Origin of the sequence: Massilia sp., from assembly GCF_031995545.1 — a bacterium.
Classification (GTDB): Bacteria; Pseudomonadota; Gammaproteobacteria; order Burkholderiales; family Burkholderiaceae_D; genus Telluria.
In genome coordinates, this window is sequence record NZ_DAMAGA010000002.1 from 316,428 (window position 1) to 333,682 (window position 17,255).

The window sequence follows — 17,255 nt, forward strand, 5'->3', positions numbered from 1 at the left end:
TGCGATGTTACGCGAAGGATCAGTGCAGATGACGCGGCATCCGCACTGATTCCGTGATGGCTGTGCTTACGCCAGGACTTCGGTCGCCTGGTTTTGCAGCAGGGCCAGCAGGCGCGCGATTTCTTCGCGCATCTTGCGGCGGTCGACGATCATGTCGACGGCGCCCTTCTGGACCAGGAACTCGGCGCGCTGGAAGCCTTCCGGCAGTTTCTCGCGCACGGTGTTCTCGATCACGCGCGGGCCGGCGAAGCCGATCAGCGCTTTCGGTTCGGCGATGACGACGTCACCCATGAAGGCGAACGAGGCCGAGACACCGCCCATGGTCGGGTCGGTCAAGACGCTGATGAACGGCAGCTTCTTTTCGGACAACTTGGTCAGCATGGCAGTGGTCTTTGCCATCTGCATCAGCGACAGCAGGCCTTCCTGCATGCGCGCACCGCCGGTGGCCGTAATGCAGATGAACGGCACCTTCTGCTCCAGCGCGACCTGGGCGCCGCGCACGAAGCGCTCGCCGACCACCGAGCCCATCGAGCCGCCCATGAATTCGAATTCGAAAGCCGCAACCACGACCGGCAGGCTCATGATCGAGCCGCCCTGGACGATAAGGGCATCGGTTTCGCCGGTGGCGTCCATGGCCGACTTGAGACGGTCAGGATACTTCTTGCTGTCCTTGAACTTCAGGGTATCGACCGGCAGGGTTTCCTGGCCGATGTCATAGCGGCCGCCTTCGTCGAGCAGCGCGTCGAGGCGCTCGCGGGCGCGGATGCGCATATGGTGGTCGCACTTTGGGCACACGTGCAGATTGGACTCGATGTCCGCACGGTACAGCACCGACTCGCACGACGGGCACTTGACCCACAGCCCTTCGGGCATGGTCTTGCGGTTGGCGGCGTCGGAGCGCTGGATCCGAGGGGGCAGCAGTTTTTCCAACCAGCTCATGTTCTCTCCTTTACGGCGATTCTTTCAGGTGGGGCGTAGTGTAGCCGCTCAGGCGCAGCTTGTCGAATGGTGGCAAGCTGCCAATGTTTTTGATTCAATATGCCTGCGCCGTCCCGCCCGCCGCACTCAGGAGCGATCCGCCACCTCGGCTGTCGTGAATTCGAAACCGCCGATACGCGCCGCGATCAGGTTGTAGACCCAGGCGCCGATCAGGGTGAACAGGAAGCCGAAGAAGGCGTATAAGACCGGCATCAGGATCAGGATCAGCAGGCCCGGCGACTGCTGCTCGCCTGCGAGCGCCGACAAGGCCAGTATCACGATGAATGGGAAAGAGCATACGAAGTACAACGCCGCCATTACCTTTGCCGACTGTACCGCCGATACGTTCACGACCTGTTTCTTCACGCTGTCACTCCTGTCAGTAAGCCACATGGCGCGCTTACTCTACAGCACCAGCATGCCTGCACGAATACTGTCCCGCGATTCTATTCACCCTGCCTAAAATCAATTTTAAAAAAATTAGGGTCAGAGTCGAATTGTTTGACAACTTTTGAAGTTGCCCGACAATTCGACTTTGACCCCAATTACGGATAAATTGATTTCGGTTAGGTTGCTTCAGGGACGACTTCGCTGGTCGTGAACTCGATGCCGCCATAGCGGGCTGCGACGATGTTATAGAGCCAGGCAGTGAGCAGGCCGCCGAGGAAGGCGGCTGCACCGTAAAGGATGGGCATCAGGACCAGCAAGGCCAGGCCTGCCAACAGGCCCACCGAGGCTTCTAGCATGATCGCCCACGGCAGCATGATTAGTAAGAACGGCAGGGCCAGCAGAAAGTAGATCGCCCCGAATGTTTTGCCGCACTGGAGAATCCCAAAATGCTTGATCCGCTTTTTCAAGATGAGCTCCTCTAATAATTGAAGGTGAGCATCAATTTATCTTGAGAAACTCGTGGAGCGGCAGGGTTGGCGCAAGTTCAGACATGCGCTACAGCAAGCAGCGTTTTCGTATTTTACAAATCTCGCTCGAAATAACGACGAGCCCGCGCCGAATTAAGCGGCAGGCCAAAAAGTTATCAAACAATTCGACTCTGACCCTAATTATTTTGCAATTTAGTTAATGCAAGAGCGACCTAATTAGGGTCAGAGTCGAATTAAGGCGTGAGCAATTGCTCAACAATTTTACTCTGACCCTAATTGTTTAGTTGTCGAGGGCGGTGCGGATGCTGGTGGTGAAGGCGCGGACGGCGTCGACGGCCTGGTCTTTCGGGGTCGATTCGATTTCCTGGATGATGCGGCTGCCGATGACGACGGCGTCGGCGACCTGGGCCACGGCTTTCGCGGTGGCGCCGTCGCGGATGCCGAAGCCGACGCCGATCGGGAGCTTCACGTGTTCGCGGATGGCGTTCACGCGGCGGGCCACGTCTTCGGTGTCGATGGCGCCCGAGCCGGTCACGCCTTTCAGTGAGACGTAGTAGCTGAAGCCGCCTCCGTGCTGGGCCACCTGCTTGACGCGTTCCACCGTCGAGGTCGGGGCCAGCAGGAAGATCAGGTCGAGGTCGGCTTCGCGCATGGCGGCGGCGAAGTCGGCGCATTCTTCCGGCGGGTAGTCGACCACGATGGCGCCGTCGGCGCCGGCTTCCTTGGCGCAGCGGATGAATTCCTGCTGGCCGATGCGCTCGATCGGGTTGGCATAGCCCATCAGGACCACCGGCGTGGTCTGGTCCTTTTCACGGAACTGACGCACGAAGCCGAACACGTCTTTGAGGCCGATATTGAACTGCAGCGCGCGCTCGCAGGCGCGCTGGATCACCGGGCCTTCGGCCATCGGGTCGGAAAACGGCACGCCCAATTCGAGGACGTTGGCGCCGCCCTCGACCAGCGCGTGCATCAGCGGCACGGTCAGTTCGGGACCGGGGTCGCCTGCGGTGATGAAGGTGACCAGGCCGGTCTTGTTGTGCGCCTTCAGGGCGCTGAAGGTTGGTGCGATACGGGACATGGGATGCTTTCTGGTTGGAGTCATGGATAGGGAAACCTGGTTGGCGCGACCACACAGGGCCGCGCCGCGATATCGGCAAATGCGTCAGCCGAAATCCAGCCCCATCCTCTGCGCCACCGTGTGCATGTCCTTGTCGCCGCGGCCCGACAGGTTGACCAGGATGATGTGCTCCTTCGGCAGCGTCGCCGCCAGCTTCACGCCGTAGGCGATCGCGTGCGACGACTCCAGCGCCGGGATTATGCCCTCGATACGGCAGCAGTCGTGGAAGGCCTGCAGCGCTTCCTCGTCCGTGATCGACACGTACTGGGCGCGCGCCGAATCCTTCAGCCAGGCGTGCTCGGGGCCGACGCCCGGATAATCCAGGCCCGCCGACACCGAGTGGGTCTCGATGATCTGCCCGTTCTCGTCCTGCAGCAGGTACGTGCGGTTGCCGTGCAGGACGCCCGGAATCCCGGCCGTCAGCGAGGCCGCGTGCTTGCCCGAACCGAGCCCCTCGCCCGCCGCTTCGACGCCGACCAGCTGCACGCCCGGCTCGCCGATGTAGGGATAGAAGATGCCCATCGCGTTCGAGCCGCCGCCGATGCAGGCCACGACGTAGTCGGGCTGGCGCCCGGTCATGGCCGGCATCTGGACCCGGCATTCTTCGCCGATCACCGACTGGAAGTCGCGCACCATCATCGGATACGGGTGTGGGCCGGCCACGGTGCCGATGATGTAGAAGGTGTTTTCGATGTTGGTGACCCAGTCGCGCATCGCTTCGTTGAGCGCGTCCTTCAGGGTCTTGCTGCCCGACTCCACCGGCACCACGGTCGCGCCGAGGAGCTTCATGCGGTACACGTTCTGCGCCTGGCGCTTGACGTCTTCGCTGCCCATGTACACCACGCACTCCAGGCCGAAGCGGGCGCAGATGGTGGCGGTGGCCACGCCATGCTGGCCGGCACCGGTTTCGGCGATGATCCGTTTTTTACCCATCCGGCGCGCCAGCAAGGCCTGGCCGATCACGTTGTTGATCTTGTGCGCGCCGGTGTGGTTCAGGTCTTCGCGCTTGAAATACAGCTGGGCGCCGCCGGCCAGCTCGGACCAGCGCCGCGCGTGGTACACCGGCGACGGACGGCCGACGAAGTGCGCCAGCTCATAGCGGAATTCTTCGAGAAACTCGGGGTCTTGCGCATACTTCGCGTACGCTTCGTTGAGCTCGGCCAGTGCGTGCGACAGGGTCTCGGCGACGAAGCTGCCGCCATACGGGCCGAAGTGCCCGCTAGTGTCGGGCAAGGCGTAATCCGGAGTCTTGAACAGGGGCGCCGCGCTAGATGCAGCATTAAGCGCGGCCTTGATGGTTGCAGTCATGATGGGTCTCTTCTGTGATGATGACATTGGCGGCCCGCACCGCCGCGGCGAACGCGGCGATTTTGCGGGCATCCTTGATGCCCTTCGCTTTCTCGACGCCACTACTGACATCGACGGCAAAGGGCCGAACGCGTTCGACTGCGTCAGTCGCGTTTTGTACGCTCAAGCCACCACTCAAAACGACCCGAGGCGCGAGCTCTTTTGGGATGAGAGACCAATCGAAAACCTTTCCTGCGCCACCGTAGGCATCGACCCAGGTGTCGAGCAACAGGCCCGTGAACCAGGGACTGGCGGCGCGGTATGCAAGCTCACATTCTAGCAAAGCCGATGGCGACGTGTCCGGCCTGACGCGGTAGGCACGCACGAACGGGCGTTGCACCGCCGCCGCGATCGCCGCGCACCCCTCAACCGTTTCGTCGCCGTGGAACTGGATCAGGCCGAGCGGCATCCGCGCCGCCACCTGTTGTACCTCTTCCAGTGAAGGATTCACGAACAGCGCCACTGCGCCGACGAACGGCGGCAAGGCGCGGCACAGCTCCCCCGCCCGCTCGGGCGTGACGTAGCGCGGGCTCTTCGGATAGAACACGAAGCCGAGGGCGTCGGCGCCGGCATCGACCGCCGCGCGCAGGTCCTGCTCGCGGGTGATGCCGCAGATTTTCAGACGGGTGCGTTGCATGTGATTTTCTGGATGAGTCTTACAGCCACGGCATCGGCGCCGACGCCTCCTGCGGAAGCTGCCACTTCGGATCGTACTCGATCCTGGCGAAATACAGGCCGTCCGGCATGAAGGTCGGCGCGGCCACGTCGCGCGAGCGGCTCTCCAACACTTCGCGCATCCATTCCGGCTCATTGCGGCCGGTGCCGATATAGATCAGCGAGCCGACGATGTTGCGCACCATGTGGTGCAGGAAGGCGCTGGCGCGCAGCGTGAACACGATGATGTCGCCGTGGCGCCGGATGCTGACCTCGTGCATGTCCTTGACCGGCGTATTGGCCTGGCAGCCGGAGGCGCGGAAGGCCGAGAAGTCGTGGGTGCCGAGCAGGTGGCGTGCGCCCTCCTGCATCCGTTCCACATCCAGCGGGCGGAATACCCAGCCTGCGCGGCTGGCCAGCAGCGCCGAGGGATTCGGATGGTTGTACAGCACGTAGTGATAGGTGCGCGAGCGCGCCGAGAAGCGCGCGTGGAAGTCCTGGCCATCGGCGTCCGGCGCCACTTCGGCGGCCCAGCGCACCACGATCGAGTCGGGCAGGAAGGCGTTCACGCCGCGCACCCACGATTGCGCCGGGCGATCCAGCTCGGTGTCGAAGTGGACCACCTGCTCGATGGCGTGCACGCCGGCATCGGTGCGGCCGGCGCAAGTGGTGTGCAGCGGGACACAGGCGAACTTTTCCAGCGCCATCTCCAGCCGGTCCTGGACGGTGTTACGTGCCGGCTGTTTTTGATAGCCGTTCCAACCGGTGCCGATGTACTGGACACCCAATGCGATACGAGTCATTCTTGCCTTGATCTTTACTTCACCTGCTTCACGCCAGCAGTTCGCGCATGGCGTTGGCCTTGCTTACCTGTTCGCTGCTGCCGCCCTTGATGACTTCATCGAGCAGCTCGCGCGCGCCTTCCTTGTCGCCGATCTCCTGGTAGGCGATCGCCAGATCCAGCTTGGTTTCCATTTCCATGTGTTCGGGCGACATCTGGGCCGCAGCGCCAGCGGCGTCGGCGCCGGCCAGCGCCGGCTGGGCGCCCGCATCGCCCGGCGGCAGGTCGAGATCGAAGTCGGACAGGTCGAACGAAGGCTCGACCGGCGCGCCGGTGAGCGCATCGCGCATCGCCGCCGGCTCGATTTCCTGCGGCGCCGGCACCTGGGCCGGGGTTTCCGGCAGGTCGAACAGGGCGAACGGATCGTCCTGCTGGGCGCCGAAATCCTTCGGCGCAGCGGCCGAAGCCGGAGCCGCCTCGGGCGCCTTCGGCTCGGACGGCAGGCCGAAGTCCATGCTGTCGAGGTCGAACAGCGGGTCTTCCGATGCGCCGGCAGGCGCCGGACGTGCGGTCGGCTGCTCGAGCGGCGCGGCCGGCGTGACCGGCGTGGTCGGCGCGCCGAAGTCCATCGAGTCGAGGTCGAACAGCGGATCGGCGGCCGCATTCGACGGTGCGGTCGGCTGCGGCGTGCCCGGCAGCGACGGCAGGCCTTCGAAGTCCTTGGCCAGGCCGGCCATGTCGACCGGGGTGGCCTGGATCTGCGACTGCGGCGACAGGTCGAGCGTGAAGTCGTCCTCGTCGTCCAGGCTGGCGGCCGGCTGGGCTGGCGCGGCCGGCGCGGCGTCGAAGTTCATGTCGAAATCGAGGTCGTTCGGGTCGTCCGCCGGCTTGGCCGGATTGGCCTGAACGGCCGGCGCCGGGGTATCGAATTTATCGAGGCTGAATTCCAGGTCCGGCACGGCGGTCGCATCCGGGTCGGCGCGGCCGGTCGCCGGCGTGGCGTCGGTCACCGGCTCGAAGTTCAGGCCGTTCAGGTCGAAGTCGAGGCCATTGTCGTCGGTGCGTGGCGGCGCGGCCGGCTCGTCCTGCGGCGCGGCGGTGCGGTCGTGGTCGTGCGCCAGCGTGCCTGCAGCAGCGCCCGCGGCCAGGCCGGCCGCGGCGCCGGCAGCCACCGGCGCACCGCCACGGAAGGCGTCCTCGAACTGCTGCGACAGCATCGCCTGCTGGCTGCGTTCCTGCGGCGACGGAGTCGGCGCAGGTGCCGGTGCAGCGTTGGCGTACAGCGGATTGGCCGGATCGATGCCCAGGCCAAGCGCCGCGGCCTGTGCCCACTCATCGCCCTGGCCACGGGTCAGCCCGTGCAGCTCGCGCGCCTGCGATTCGAAGGCGCGCAGGTCCTTGCGCGCGGCGTAGATCTCGAGCAGCTTGAGGCGCACCGCGTGGCGTTCCGGATGGGTGCGCAGCGCTTCCTTGAGGATTTCCTCGGCCTGGGCGTCGCGGCCGTAGGCGATGTAGACGTCGGCTTCGGCGACCGGATCGACTTCATTGGTGTCGAGCTGGCTGGCCGACGGCGCGAAGCTGGAATTGAACACGCTGTTGTTGGTGTCCACGCTCTGGCCGCCGCTCTCGGCGAACAGCGAGGCACCGGCGCCGGCGGCCGCATTGGGGCCAGATGCGCCCAATACCGACGGCTCGGCCTGGACCGGCTTGATCGGTGCGGTCTTGCGCTTGCGGCGCTGGGCGACGCCGAGTGCAGCCAGCAGCAGCACGGCGGCGCCGGCGGCGATGTAGTGGAAGTTGTCGATGATGGTGTCGGCCAGGCCCGGCTCCTCCGGCGCCGGCTCGGGCTTGGCGGGACGGATGCGCGGGGCCGGTTTCGGCACGGTCGGCGGCGGGGTTTCTGCAGCAGGCGCCTTGGCCGACTGCTGGGCCTCGGCGCCGCTGCGGCTCTCGACCGTCATCAGGTTTTCCAGCTCGCCGACGTTCTTTTCGAGTTCCTTGACGCGCGCCTCGGCCTGGGCCAGTTCGCGCTGCTTGGCGACCGTGTCCTCGACGCTGGCGGTGCCGCCCTGCGGTGTGCCGGCGGCGGCCGATTCGGCCTTCGACAGGCGCAGCTTGTCCTGGGCCTCGTTGGCGGCGGTCGGGCGTTCTTCGACGCGCGCGGTGACGCGGCCGCTGGCGCTCTGGCCGCTCGGTGCGGCCGCGGCGGGCGTGCTGGTGGCGACCTGGCCGGCCAGCTTGTTGCGGTAGGCATCGAAGTCGGCCGCGTGCGCGACCACCACGCCGCGCGCCTCGCCCTGGCTGGCGCCGCCACGCACGCTGTCGGCGTCCGGCACGCTCAGGATCTGGCCCGACTTCAGGCGGTTCATGTTTTGACCGATGAAGGCGTCCGGGTTGGCGCGGTACAGCGCGACCAGCATCATGTCGAGCGAGATGTCGGCCGGCTTGACGCGGGTGGCGATGCCGCTCAGGGTGTCGCCGCGGCGCACGCGGTAGTTAGCCGGCGCGTCAGAAACTGCGGCGCGCGGAGCCGGTGCGGCGGCCTGGCGTGCCGGGGCTGGCGTCGGCGCTGCTGCCGGCGCCGGGGTTGCCGGTTCCGGTGCGGTCTGTGCCGGCGCCGGAGTCGGCGTTGCAACCGGCGCCTGTGCACGCGGCTGGGCTGCCGGCGCGGCTGCCACCTGGGCCGGCTGCGTGTTGCGCAGTTCGGGTGGGTCGAGCAGGAAGGTGTATTCGCGCACCAGGCGGCCGTTATTCCACGACAGCTCGAGCAGCATGTCGACGAACGGCTCGTTCAGCGGCTGGGTCGAGGTGACGCGGATGACCTGGCGCCCGCCGCGGTTCTCGACCGCGAAGCGCAGCGACAGCAGCGCCGGGTTGAATTCGATGTTCGCCGAACGGAACGCTTCGGGTGAAGCCAGCTTGACCGCCATGCTGGCCGGGTCTTCGCCGCTCCCGCTCGTCAGTTCGATCTCGGCGCGCAATGGCTGGCCGAGCGCCGACAGCACCGTCAGTCTGCCCAGCCCGGCCGCGTTGGCGGCGGTAGACAGGAACACGGCACTGGCCACGGCAGCGGTGAGCGATTTCAGCGCGAATGCCATGAGCGGAGAACGGTGAGAAGGATGCATAGTGAGAGGCGAAGTTAGTTGGCCGAGGGAAAGACGGTATCCCGGAGTCTCAACATAACATCATGCTCTGGAGCACGCAAGCTCTCGACGCACGCAGGAGGGGGTGAAAACGCGGTTCTGTGGTGGGAAATTGCGCGAATGGGGGCGTTCGGTATCGCGTGGGCATTTCAGTTGCCGGAGTGGCAACGGTTAGTCAGACGCGTCGGCGGCCGAGCCGCCAACCCTACGGGATTAGTCCATCGTAGGGTTGGCGGCTCCGCCGCCGACGCGTTCAACGTACGTCTGAATTGACTGCGAAACGAATCAATGTTCCAACACAATGCGCAGCATGCGGCGCAGCGGCTCTGCCGCACCCCACAGCAGCTGGTCACCCACGGTGAACGCCGACAGATAATCCTCGCCCATCGACATCTTGCGCAGACGCCCGACCGGAATCGTCAGCCCGCCGGTAACAGCCGCCGGCGACAGATCGCGCATCGACGCTTCACGCGTGTTCGGCACCACTTTCGACCACTGATTGTGCGAGGCGATGATATCGGTGATCTCGTCCAGCGGCACGTCCTTGGTCAATTTGATGGTCAGCGCCTGCGAATGGCAGCGCATCGCGCCGATACGCACGCACAGGCCATCGACCGGAATCGGTTTGGCATCGAAGCCTGCGCCGCGGCCCAGGATCTTGTTGGTCTCGGCGCCGGCCTTCCACTCTTCCTTCGACTGGCCATTGCCCAGGTCCTTGTCGATCCACGGAATCAGGTTGCCGGCCAGCGGCACGCCGAACTGCTTGGTTTCGTCAGCGGACAAGCCATGCTGGGTCGCCAGCACGGTGCGGTCGATCTCGAGGATCGCCGACGCCGGATCGTCCAGCAGCGACTTGACCGAGCTGTTGATGGTACCGAACTGGGTCAGCAGTTCGCGCATGTGCTGGGCGCCGCCGCCCGATGCCGCCTGGTAGGTCATGGAGGTCATCCACTCGACCAGGCCCTGCTCGAACAGGCCGCCCAGGCCGATCAGCATGCACGACACGGTGCAGTTGCCGCCGATGTAGTTCTTGACGCCGCGCGACAGCGCGTTATCGATCACCGAGCGGTTGACCGGGTCCAGCACGATGACGGCGTCGTCGTTCATGCGCAGGGTCGACGCGGCGTCGATCCAGTAGCCGTTCCAGCCGGCCGCGCGCAGTTTCGGGAACACCTCAGTCGTGTAGTCGCCGCCCTGGCAGGAGATGATGATCTCGCATTTCGACAGTTCGGCAATGTCGGTAGCGCTTTTCAGGGTGGTTTCATTTTTCGCCATCTTCGGCGCGGCGCCGCTCGGATTCGAGGTGGTGAAAAACACCGGCTCGATATGGTCGAAATCGCCCTCTTCCTGCATGCGCTGCATCAGGACCGAGCCGACCATGCCGCGCCAACCTACCAGACCTACTAATTTCATCATCTTCCTTGGTTAGTTACGTTTTATGCGAGCGCCGCGACCACCGCGTTGCCCATCTCTTCGGTGCCCACTTTCGTGGTCCCTGCTTCAAAGATATCCGGCGTGCGCAGCCCTTGCGCCAGCACGCGCTTGACCGCGTTCTCGATGCGGTCCGCCTGCTCGGTCAGGCCGAGCGAGAAGCGCAGCATCATCGCGGCCGACAGGATGGTGGCCAATGGATTCGCCACGCCCTGCCCCGCGATGTCCGGCGCCGACCCGTGCGACGGTTCGTACAGGCCTTTGTTGTCGGCGTCGAGCGACGCCGATGGGAGCATGCCGATCGAACCGGTCAGCATCGCGGCGGCGTCCGACAGGATATCGCCGAACATATTACCAGTAACGATCACGTCGAACTTCTTCGGCGCCCGCACCAGCTGCATGGCCGCGTTATCGACGTACATGTGTTCAAGTTCGACGTCCCCGTATTCCTGGTGCACCTCGGTGACGATGTCGCGCCAGAACTGGAAAGTCTCCAGCACGTTGGCCTTGTCGACGCTGGTCACGCGCTTGCCGCGCTTCCTCGCGGCCTGGAACGCCACGTGGGCGATGCGGCGGATCTCGCCTTCGGCGTAGCGCATGGTGTCGAAGCCCTCGCGCTGGCCCTTGAACGCGCCGTCCGGGCATTCGCGCACGCCGCGTGGTTTACCGAAATAGATGTCGCCGGTCAGTTCGCGGATGATCAGGATGTCCAGGCCGGAGACAACTTCGGGCTTCAGGGTCGAGGCGCCGGCCAGCTCCGGATACAGGATCGCGGGACGCAGGTTGGCGAACAGGCCCAGTTCACGGCGCAGGCCGAGGATGGCCTGCTCGGGACGCAGCGCGCGCTCGAGCGTGTCGTATTTGTAGTCGCCGACGGCGCCGAACAGCACCGCGTCGGCGTCCTTGGCCAGCTTCAGGGTCGCTTCCGGCAGCGGGTGGCCATGCGCGGCATAGCCGGCGCCGCCGACCTCCGCGCTTTCCATCTCGAACGGTTCGCCGAGCGCGTTCAATACCTTGACCGCCTGCGCGGTGATCTCCGGGCCGATGCCGTCGCCCGGCAGGATCGCAATCTTCATGTGCTGCTTTCTTGTTTTAGATGGTATTGGCCAGCCACGGCTGGGCCGCGATGTGGCGCTGTTCAAAGGCGCGGATGTCGTCGGCGTGACGCAGGGTCAGGCCGATATCGTCGAGACCATTGAGCAGGCAGTACTTGCGGAACTCGTCGATGGCGAAACCGTACGTCAGACTGCCATCGCTGGTACCGATGCGCTGCTGTTCCAGATCGACGGTCAGGGTGAAGCCTTCGTTCGCCTGCACCGCCTGGAACAGCGACTCGACTTCTTCTTCGCTCAGCGCGATCGGCAGCAGGCCGATCTTGAAGCAGTTGTTGAAGAAGATGTCGGCGAAGCTCGGTGCCACCACGGCGCGGAAACCGTACTGCTGCAGGGCCCACGGCGCGTGCTCGCGCGACGAACCGCAGCCGAAATTCTTGCGCGCCAGGAGGATCGAGGCGCCCGCATAGCGCGGCTGGTTCAGCACGAAGTCCGGATTGACCGGACGGGTGCTGCAATCCTGGCCCGGTTCGCCGTGGTCCAGATAGCGCCACTCGTCGAACAGGTTGGGGCCGAAGCCGGTGCGGCGGATCGATTTCAGGAACTGCTTGGGGATGATGGCGTCGGTATCGACATTGGCGCGGTCGAGCGGCGCCACGATGCCCTGGTGTACGGTGAATTTATCCATCTGTGTTCGTCGGGCGCCGCGGCGGGCGCCCTGCCCTTCGTATGTGTTTTATTTGCCGCCGGCGCTGGTGACCACCTGGCCGACCTTCGAGACATCGCGGCCGATGCCGGAAATGGTGTTGCAGCCGGCTAGCAAAACAGCGACGAGCGAGAGAGCGAATACTTTTTTCATGATCTGTTCAAAAATTAAAACGGTAATACAGGCTATAACGCATCAGAGCGCACGTACGTCGACAAAGCGCCCTGCAATACCTGCCGCAGCCGCCATCGCCGGCGACACCAGGTGGGTGCGTCCGCCCTGGCCCTGGCGGCCTTCGAAGTTGCGGTTCGAGGTCGACGCGCAGCGCTCGCCCGGGTTCAGACGGTCGGCATTCATCGCCAGGCACATCGAGCAGCCCGGCTCGCGCCACTCGAAACCGGCGGCGACAAAGATCTTGTCCAGCCCTTCACGCTCGGCCTGTTCCTTGACCAGGCCCGAACCCGGCACCACCATCGCCAGCTTGACGTTGGCGGCGCGCTGGCGGCCGCGCACCACATCGGCGGCGGCGCGCAGGTCTTCGATGCGCGAGTTGGTGCACGAGCCGATGAACACCTTGTCGATGGCGATTTCATCGATCGGCGTATTCGGCGCCAGGTCCATGTAGGCCAGCGCCTTTTCGATGGCGCCGCGGCGCACCGGATCAAGCTCGTTCTGCGGATCTGGCACGCGGCCGTCGATCGCGGTCACCATCTCGGGCGAGGTGCCCCAGGTGACCTGCGGCTGGACGTCTTTCGCGTCGAGTTCGACCACGGTGTCGAAGCTGGCGCCGTCGTCCGAATGCAGCGTGCGCCAGTAGCTGACAGCCTGCTCCCATTGCTCGCCCTTGGGCGAGAACGGACGGCCTTTCACGTACTCGATGGTGGTGTCGTCCACGGCGACCATGCCGGCACGCGCGCCCGCTTCGATCGCCATGTTACAGACCGTCATGCGGCCTTCCATCGACAGTGCGCGGATCGCAGAGCCGCCGAATTCGATGGCATAACCGGTGCCGCCGGCGGTGCCGATTCTACCGATCACGGCCAGCACGATGTCCTTGGCAGTCACGCCCGGATTGAGCTCGCCATCGACCCGCACCAGCATCGACTTCGACTTCTTGGCCAGCAGCGTCTGCGTGGCCAGCACGTGCTCGACTTCCGAGGTGCCGATGCCGTGCGCCAGGCAGCCGAAGGCGCCGTGGGTCGAGGTGTGCGAGTCGCCGCACACCACCGTCATGCCCGGCAGCGTGGCGCCCTGCTCCGGCCCGATCACGTGCACGATGCCCTGGCGCTTGTCGTTCATGTCGAAGTAAGTCAGGCCAAACGACCTGGTGTTGGCGTCGAGCGTCTCGACCTGCAGGCGCGAGGTCGGGTCGGCGATGCCGGCGGCGCGGTCGGTGGTCGGCACGTTGTGGTCGGCCACGGCCAGGTTCGCCGAGGTGCGCCATAGTCCGCGGCCCGCTTCGCGCAGGCCGTCGAACGCCTGCGGGCTGGTCACTTCGTGTACCAGGTGGCGGTCGATATAGAGGACGGTGGTGCCATCGGCGTCGGCACGCACGACATGGGAATCCCAGAGTTTGTCGTAGAGCGTTTTTTGCATGGTCAATCCAGTGTTGCAGTCTTGTAGTGCGCGGGCCGCAGGAGCGGGCCTGCGCGACCGGGTTTTCGATTATGCCATAATCGTGCACTGCAGCACCAAGCCAGTGCGGCGCATGATTATGCCAACGACCTTACCATGTGGTAAATAATATTTGCAAGGGTTTGGGGCGATGCAAATAAAAAAAGCCTGTGTCGATGACACAGGCTTTTCTCTGCGCTTTTGCGCGGATTTGCTTTATGCAGCCAGTCTGACGCTGCTGCGGCAGCCATCCATCAGGAACGACAGGCCCACCACCAGCACCAGTTCGCCCTCGGCCGAGCGCGCGGTACCGGTGATGCCTTCCACCGTCAGCGCCGTCATCGGCTTGATCACCAGGTCGGCGGTGCCGTCGACCGCTTCCATCGCCAGGATGTACGGCTGCGGCGCGTTGATCACGATGCCGACCTTCTCGGCCGCCGCTTCGTAGCCGAGCGACAGCGCCAGCGAGCGCACCGGCAGCGGACGGCCCTGGTCTTTCAGCACCGGGGCGCCGCCGACGCACATGAAGTCTTCCGGCAGCTCGACCACGCGCTCGACGACGGCCATCGGCAGCGCCAGCTGGGCGCCCGAGGTCGACACCAGCATGGTCGGCACGATCGACAGTTCGATCGGCAGGCGGATCGCGAACTTGGTGCCGCGGCCCAGCAGCGAATCGATGCGGATCGCGCCACGGTTCTTCTCGACCGCGGTCTTGACCACGTCCATGCCCACGCCGCGGCCCGACACCGAGGAAGCGACTTCCTTGGTCGAGAAGCCCGGCAGGAACACCAGCTGGTAGGCGTCGTCGTCGTTCGGGGCGCCGTTCTCGCCGATCAGGCCCTTGTCGATCGCCTTGCGGCGCAGCTTGACCGGGTCCATGCCCTTGCCGTCGTCCTGCAGCACGATCATGACGCTGTTGGCTTCCTGCCAGGCTTTGAGCAGGATGAAGGCCTTGGCCGGCTTGCCGGCGGCGACGCGTTCTTCCGGCGACTCGACGCCGTGGTCCAGCGCGTTACGCAGCATGTGCACCAGCGGGTCGTACAGGCTGTCCACCACCACGCGGTCGACTTCGGTCTCGGCGCCTTCGATGGTCAGTTCGACGTCCTTGCCCAGGTCCTTGGCCAGCTCGCGCACCAGGCGCGGGAACTTCTGGAACAGGCGGCCCACCGGCTGCATCCGGGTCGCCAGCGTGGCGCGCTGCAGTTCGGCCGAGTAGCGCGAAGCGCGTTCCAGGGTTTCGGTGAGCGTGGCCATCAGCACGGCGGCCTGGCCTTCGAACTTGAATTGCTGCAGGCGTTCCAGCAGCACGGCGGCCTGGTTGGCGGCCTGCACCGATTCGCCGGCCACTTCCAGCAGCGCGTCGAGCTTGACCGCGTCGATACGGATGCTTTCGTCCTTGGCCGGGGCGGCGGCGGCAGGCTTGGCGTCGTTGCGGCGTTCGACGCCGTCCCAGTTCTTGGCGCCGGCGGCAGGTGCGGCAGCAGCCGGTGCAGCGACAGCGGTACCTGGCGCAGCTTCAGCGGTTGCGGCCGGCGCGGCGGCGGCGGCTGCCACCGGAGCGGCAGCGGCAGGTGCGCCCGCAGCGATCGCGTTCGCGGCAGGCACCACGGCGTTGTACATGCCGGTCCAGTCCAGGCCGTCTTCACCGGCGGCCGGTGCGGCGGCTGCGGGCGTAGCGGCGACTGGCGCTGCGGCAGCCGGAGCCGGAGCGGCGGCGGCCGGCGCGGCAGCCGGTGCGCTGTCGGCCTTGCCTTCGATCGCGTCCACCAGGATGCGTTCAAGGTCGGACGGCATCTGCGCCAGGCCTTCCGGCGGCGTGCCGTTGTTCAGGTCGTTCAGCTGGTCGGCCACGAAGCCCGAGGCCTGCAGCGCGGCTTCGATCGCCAGCGGCGTCACCGGCGCGGCGCCGGTGCGCAGCGCGTCGAACAGGTTCTCGGTCAGGTGGCAGGCGGCCACCAGCGCAGGCAGGCCCATGAAGCCGGCGCCGCCCTTGATCGTGTGGAACGACCGGAACACCGCGTTCAGGGTTTCCTTGTTGTCGGGGTCGCGTTCGAGGCGCAGCAGGTGCTCTTCTACATTAACTGCCAGATCCATCGCCTCGACGACGAAATCCTTGAGCATATCGTCCATTAGAATCCCAGATCGGCAAGAAGATCGTCAACGTTGTCCTGGTTCAGCGCCGCTTCCGGCACCGACGGGCCCTGCATCAGCGGCTCGGGCGCCGGCTGTGCTTTCTGCGCCAGTTTTTCCTTGATGTCGGCCGGCGCGTTGTCGCGCAGCAGCTGGGCCAGTTCACCCTCGACGGTCTGGGTGATCTTGACCACTTTCTTGATCAGCTGGCCGGTGATGTCCTGGAAGTCCTGGGCCATCATGATCTCGAGCAGGCGCGCCTTCTCGGATTCGGTGGCGACATTCACCTGGGCCGCGAACTGGCGCGAATCGCCGGCCAGGGCCTTGAATTCGTCCAGGCTGAGCTTGCCTTCGAAGAGGTCGGCCCAGCGGGTTTCCATGTCCTTGGCCTGCTTCGACAGCAGGTCCTGGGCCGGCATGCCTTCGTCCAGGGTATTCAGCACCTTGTTGGCGGCCTGTTCGGTCAGGGTGGCGACGTATTCCAGGCGATCCTGGGCGTCGACGATCTGCGACGAGGCTTCGTTGAGCGCCTTGTCGTAGCCCAGTTCGCGCAGCGAGTCGTGCAGCAGGCGCACGATGCCGCCCAGGCGCTCGAACATGCCGCCGGTTTCGTGGCCGTCATCAGCGCCGGTGGCACCAGCGGCGGCCGGGGCAGCGGCCACGGCGGCAACCGCGACTGCGGCAGCGGCCGGGGCGGCGGTGGCCGAAACCTGGTCGAACAGCGACTCCAGGTCGTCTTCATCGGCGGCTGCGGCGGGCGCAGGCTCGGGTGCCGCGGCAGGAGCTGGCGGGGCGCTGGAGCGCTGCGCCGCCACTTCCTCGAATAGTGCGTCGAAATCGTCAGCGGCGTCGGTCATAATCCCTGCTTCTCCTAAATATAAATGCGCAATGAACTCTGCAATCCTGGGGGTCGTGCATCCATCGGGCCGCGTCCGGCGGCACTGAAAGATGGTCGTGAATTGACTGCGAGTGTAGCAGTGTGGTTGCCGTAGGTAAATCTCAGAGACGGCAATGCAACAAAATGGACAGGAAAACTTAATTCCGCGACAATCAAAACAGGCGGTTCCTGATGCTTTTATTACGGCCAGTGTTGTATTTTGTGCGCCCCGGCCCCCATTGCTGTGGCAATGTTGCATTGGAACAGCGCATTGGAACTGCGTTACCGGTCCGGTCGGCCGTTTGACCGAACTCAAGGGTTTTAGTCTCAGCAATCGTCGCCATGCACGGAGCCGTCCAGAATGGCACAGCAAAGGGAGGAGCCAGCATGTACCGCAAGATCCTGATTACCACCGACGGTTCCGCCGTGTCGCAGCATACCGCCTGCGCCGGCGTCAAATTCGCGCAACAAATGGGCGCCGAAGTACTCGCCCTGTTCGTCGCGCCGGAATACCAGTACCCAGTGTACGTCGAGATCATCCCGCCTT

Annotated in this window: 16 protein-coding genes; 1 reads left to right on the forward strand and 15 read right to left on the reverse strand. The window is 65.0% G+C overall.

Annotated features, from left to right (window positions below; genetic code table 11):
- Window positions 1-66: 66 nt before the first annotated feature.
- The 15 genes from accD to RTQ83_RS03430 all read right to left on the reverse strand — a co-directional run bounded on the left by accD (window position 67) and on the right by RTQ83_RS03430 (window position 16,688).
- Window positions 67-939 carry an acetyl-CoA carboxylase, carboxyltransferase subunit beta gene (gene accD / locus RTQ83_RS03360; RefSeq protein WP_312511230.1) on the reverse strand — a complete coding sequence of 291 codons (873 nt, stop codon included), beginning with the start codon at window positions 937-939 and terminating at the stop codon, window positions 67-69.
- A gap of 126 nt (window positions 940-1,065) precedes the next feature.
- Window positions 1,066-1,344, reverse strand: a complete 279-nt coding sequence (locus RTQ83_RS03365) for a hypothetical protein (RefSeq protein ID WP_312511231.1) — start codon at window positions 1,342-1,344, stop codon at window positions 1,066-1,068.
- Between the two features lie 200 nt (window positions 1,345-1,544).
- A complete protein-coding gene (locus tag RTQ83_RS03370; protein WP_312511232.1) occupies window positions 1,545-1,835 on the reverse strand; it encodes a hypothetical protein in 291 nt (96 codons plus the stop codon).
- A gap of 301 nt (window positions 1,836-2,136) precedes the next feature.
- Complete coding sequence (trpA, locus tag RTQ83_RS03375; RefSeq protein ID WP_312511234.1) at window positions 2,137-2,934, reverse strand: tryptophan synthase subunit alpha; 798 nt, start codon at window positions 2,932-2,934, stop codon at window positions 2,137-2,139.
- Between the two features lie 84 nt (window positions 2,935-3,018).
- Window positions 3,019-4,281, reverse strand: a complete 1,263-nt coding sequence (trpB, locus tag RTQ83_RS03380; protein ID WP_312511235.1) for a tryptophan synthase subunit beta — start codon at window positions 4,279-4,281, stop codon at window positions 3,019-3,021.
- Window positions 4,253-5,050 carry a phosphoribosylanthranilate isomerase gene (locus RTQ83_RS03385; RefSeq protein WP_312511251.1) on the reverse strand — a complete coding sequence of 266 codons (798 nt, stop codon included), beginning with the start codon at window positions 5,048-5,050 and terminating at the stop codon, window positions 4,253-4,255. Before RTQ83_RS03385 ends, trpB begins: the two co-directional genes overlap by 29 nt.
- The gene (truA, locus tag RTQ83_RS03390; protein WP_312511236.1) at window positions 4,977-5,777 is read right to left on the reverse strand and encodes a tRNA pseudouridine(38-40) synthase TruA; all 801 of its coding nucleotides are present in this window, start codon (window positions 5,775-5,777) and stop codon (window positions 4,977-4,979) included. The genes RTQ83_RS03385 and truA overlap by 74 nt, the downstream gene beginning before the upstream one ends.
- A gap of 28 nt (window positions 5,778-5,805) precedes the next feature.
- A complete protein-coding gene (locus tag RTQ83_RS03395; protein ID WP_312511237.1) occupies window positions 5,806-8,853 on the reverse strand; it encodes a FimV/HubP family polar landmark protein in 3,048 nt (1,015 codons plus the stop codon).
- A gap of 330 nt (window positions 8,854-9,183) precedes the next feature.
- Window positions 9,184-10,311 carry an aspartate-semialdehyde dehydrogenase gene (gene asd / locus RTQ83_RS03400; protein ID WP_312511252.1) on the reverse strand — a complete coding sequence of 376 codons (1,128 nt, stop codon included), beginning with the start codon at window positions 10,309-10,311 and terminating at the stop codon, window positions 9,184-9,186.
- Between the two features lie 23 nt (window positions 10,312-10,334).
- A complete protein-coding gene (gene leuB, locus RTQ83_RS03405; RefSeq protein WP_312511238.1) occupies window positions 10,335-11,405 on the reverse strand; it encodes a 3-isopropylmalate dehydrogenase in 1,071 nt (356 codons plus the stop codon).
- A 16-nt stretch (window positions 11,406-11,421) separates the two neighbouring features.
- Window positions 11,422-12,069: a 3-isopropylmalate dehydratase small subunit gene (gene leuD / locus RTQ83_RS03410; protein WP_312511239.1), complete on the reverse strand. Its 648-nt coding sequence runs from the start codon at window positions 12,067-12,069 to the stop codon at window positions 11,422-11,424.
- Between the two features lie 48 nt (window positions 12,070-12,117).
- A complete protein-coding gene (locus RTQ83_RS03415) occupies window positions 12,118-12,240 on the reverse strand; it encodes a hypothetical protein (protein WP_312511240.1) in 123 nt (40 codons plus the stop codon).
- A gap of 42 nt (window positions 12,241-12,282) precedes the next feature.
- Entirely contained in the window at window positions 12,283-13,683 is a 1,401-nt protein-coding gene (gene leuC, locus RTQ83_RS03420; protein WP_312511241.1) for a 3-isopropylmalate dehydratase large subunit, read from the reverse strand.
- 234 nt (window positions 13,684-13,917) lie between these two features.
- The gene (locus tag RTQ83_RS03425; RefSeq protein ID WP_312511242.1) at window positions 13,918-15,831 is read right to left on the reverse strand and encodes a chemotaxis protein CheA; all 1,914 of its coding nucleotides are present in this window, start codon (window positions 15,829-15,831) and stop codon (window positions 13,918-13,920) included.
- Complete coding sequence (locus tag RTQ83_RS03430; RefSeq protein ID WP_312511243.1) at window positions 15,831-16,688, reverse strand: protein phosphatase CheZ; 858 nt, start codon at window positions 16,686-16,688, stop codon at window positions 15,831-15,833. Before RTQ83_RS03430 ends, RTQ83_RS03425 begins: the two co-directional genes overlap by 1 nt.
- Before the next feature lie 407 nt (window positions 16,689-17,095).
- On the opposite strand from RTQ83_RS03430, the gene RTQ83_RS03435 reads away from it, so the two are divergent.
- Window positions 17,096-17,255 (forward strand): universal stress protein (locus RTQ83_RS03435; RefSeq protein WP_312511253.1); only part of this gene is annotated, 160 nt, incomplete at its 3' end.

Excerpts from the sequence above, each read along its gene's own strand:
- accD (WP_312511230.1), bottom strand. The coding sequence starts at position 939 with ATGAGCTGGTTGGAAAAACTGCTGCCCCCTCGGATCCAGCGCTCCGAC.
- trpA (WP_312511234.1), bottom strand. The coding sequence starts at position 2,934 with ATGTCCCGTATCGCACCAACCTTCAGCGCCCTGAAGGCGCACAACAAG.
- trpB (WP_312511235.1), bottom strand. The coding sequence starts at position 4,281 with ATGACTGCAACCATCAAGGCCGCGCTTAATGCTGCATCTAGCGCGGCG.
- truA (WP_312511236.1), bottom strand. The coding sequence starts at position 5,777 with ATGACTCGTATCGCATTGGGTGTCCAGTACATCGGCACCGGTTGGAAC.
- RTQ83_RS03395 (WP_312511237.1), bottom strand. The coding sequence starts at position 8,853 with ATGGCATTCGCGCTGAAATCGCTCACCGCTGCCGTGGCCAGTGCCGTG.
- asd (WP_312511252.1), bottom strand. The coding sequence starts at position 10,311 with ATGAAATTAGTAGGTCTGGTAGGTTGGCGCGGCATGGTCGGCTCGGTC.
- leuB (WP_312511238.1), bottom strand. The coding sequence starts at position 11,405 with ATGAAGATTGCGATCCTGCCGGGCGACGGCATCGGCCCGGAGATCACC.
- leuD (WP_312511239.1), bottom strand. The coding sequence starts at position 12,069 with ATGGATAAATTCACCGTACACCAGGGCATCGTGGCGCCGCTCGACCGC.
- RTQ83_RS03415 (WP_312511240.1), bottom strand. The coding sequence starts at position 12,240 with ATGAAAAAAGTATTCGCTCTCTCGCTCGTCGCTGTTTTGCTAGCCGGC.
- leuC (WP_312511241.1), bottom strand. The coding sequence starts at position 13,683 with ATGCAAAAAACGCTCTACGACAAACTCTGGGATTCCCATGTCGTGCGT.
- RTQ83_RS03425 (WP_312511242.1), bottom strand. The coding sequence starts at position 15,831 with ATGGACGATATGCTCAAGGATTTCGTCGTCGAGGCGATGGATCTGGCA.
- RTQ83_RS03430 (WP_312511243.1), bottom strand. The coding sequence starts at position 16,688 with ATGACCGACGCCGCTGACGATTTCGACGCACTATTCGAGGAAGTGGCG.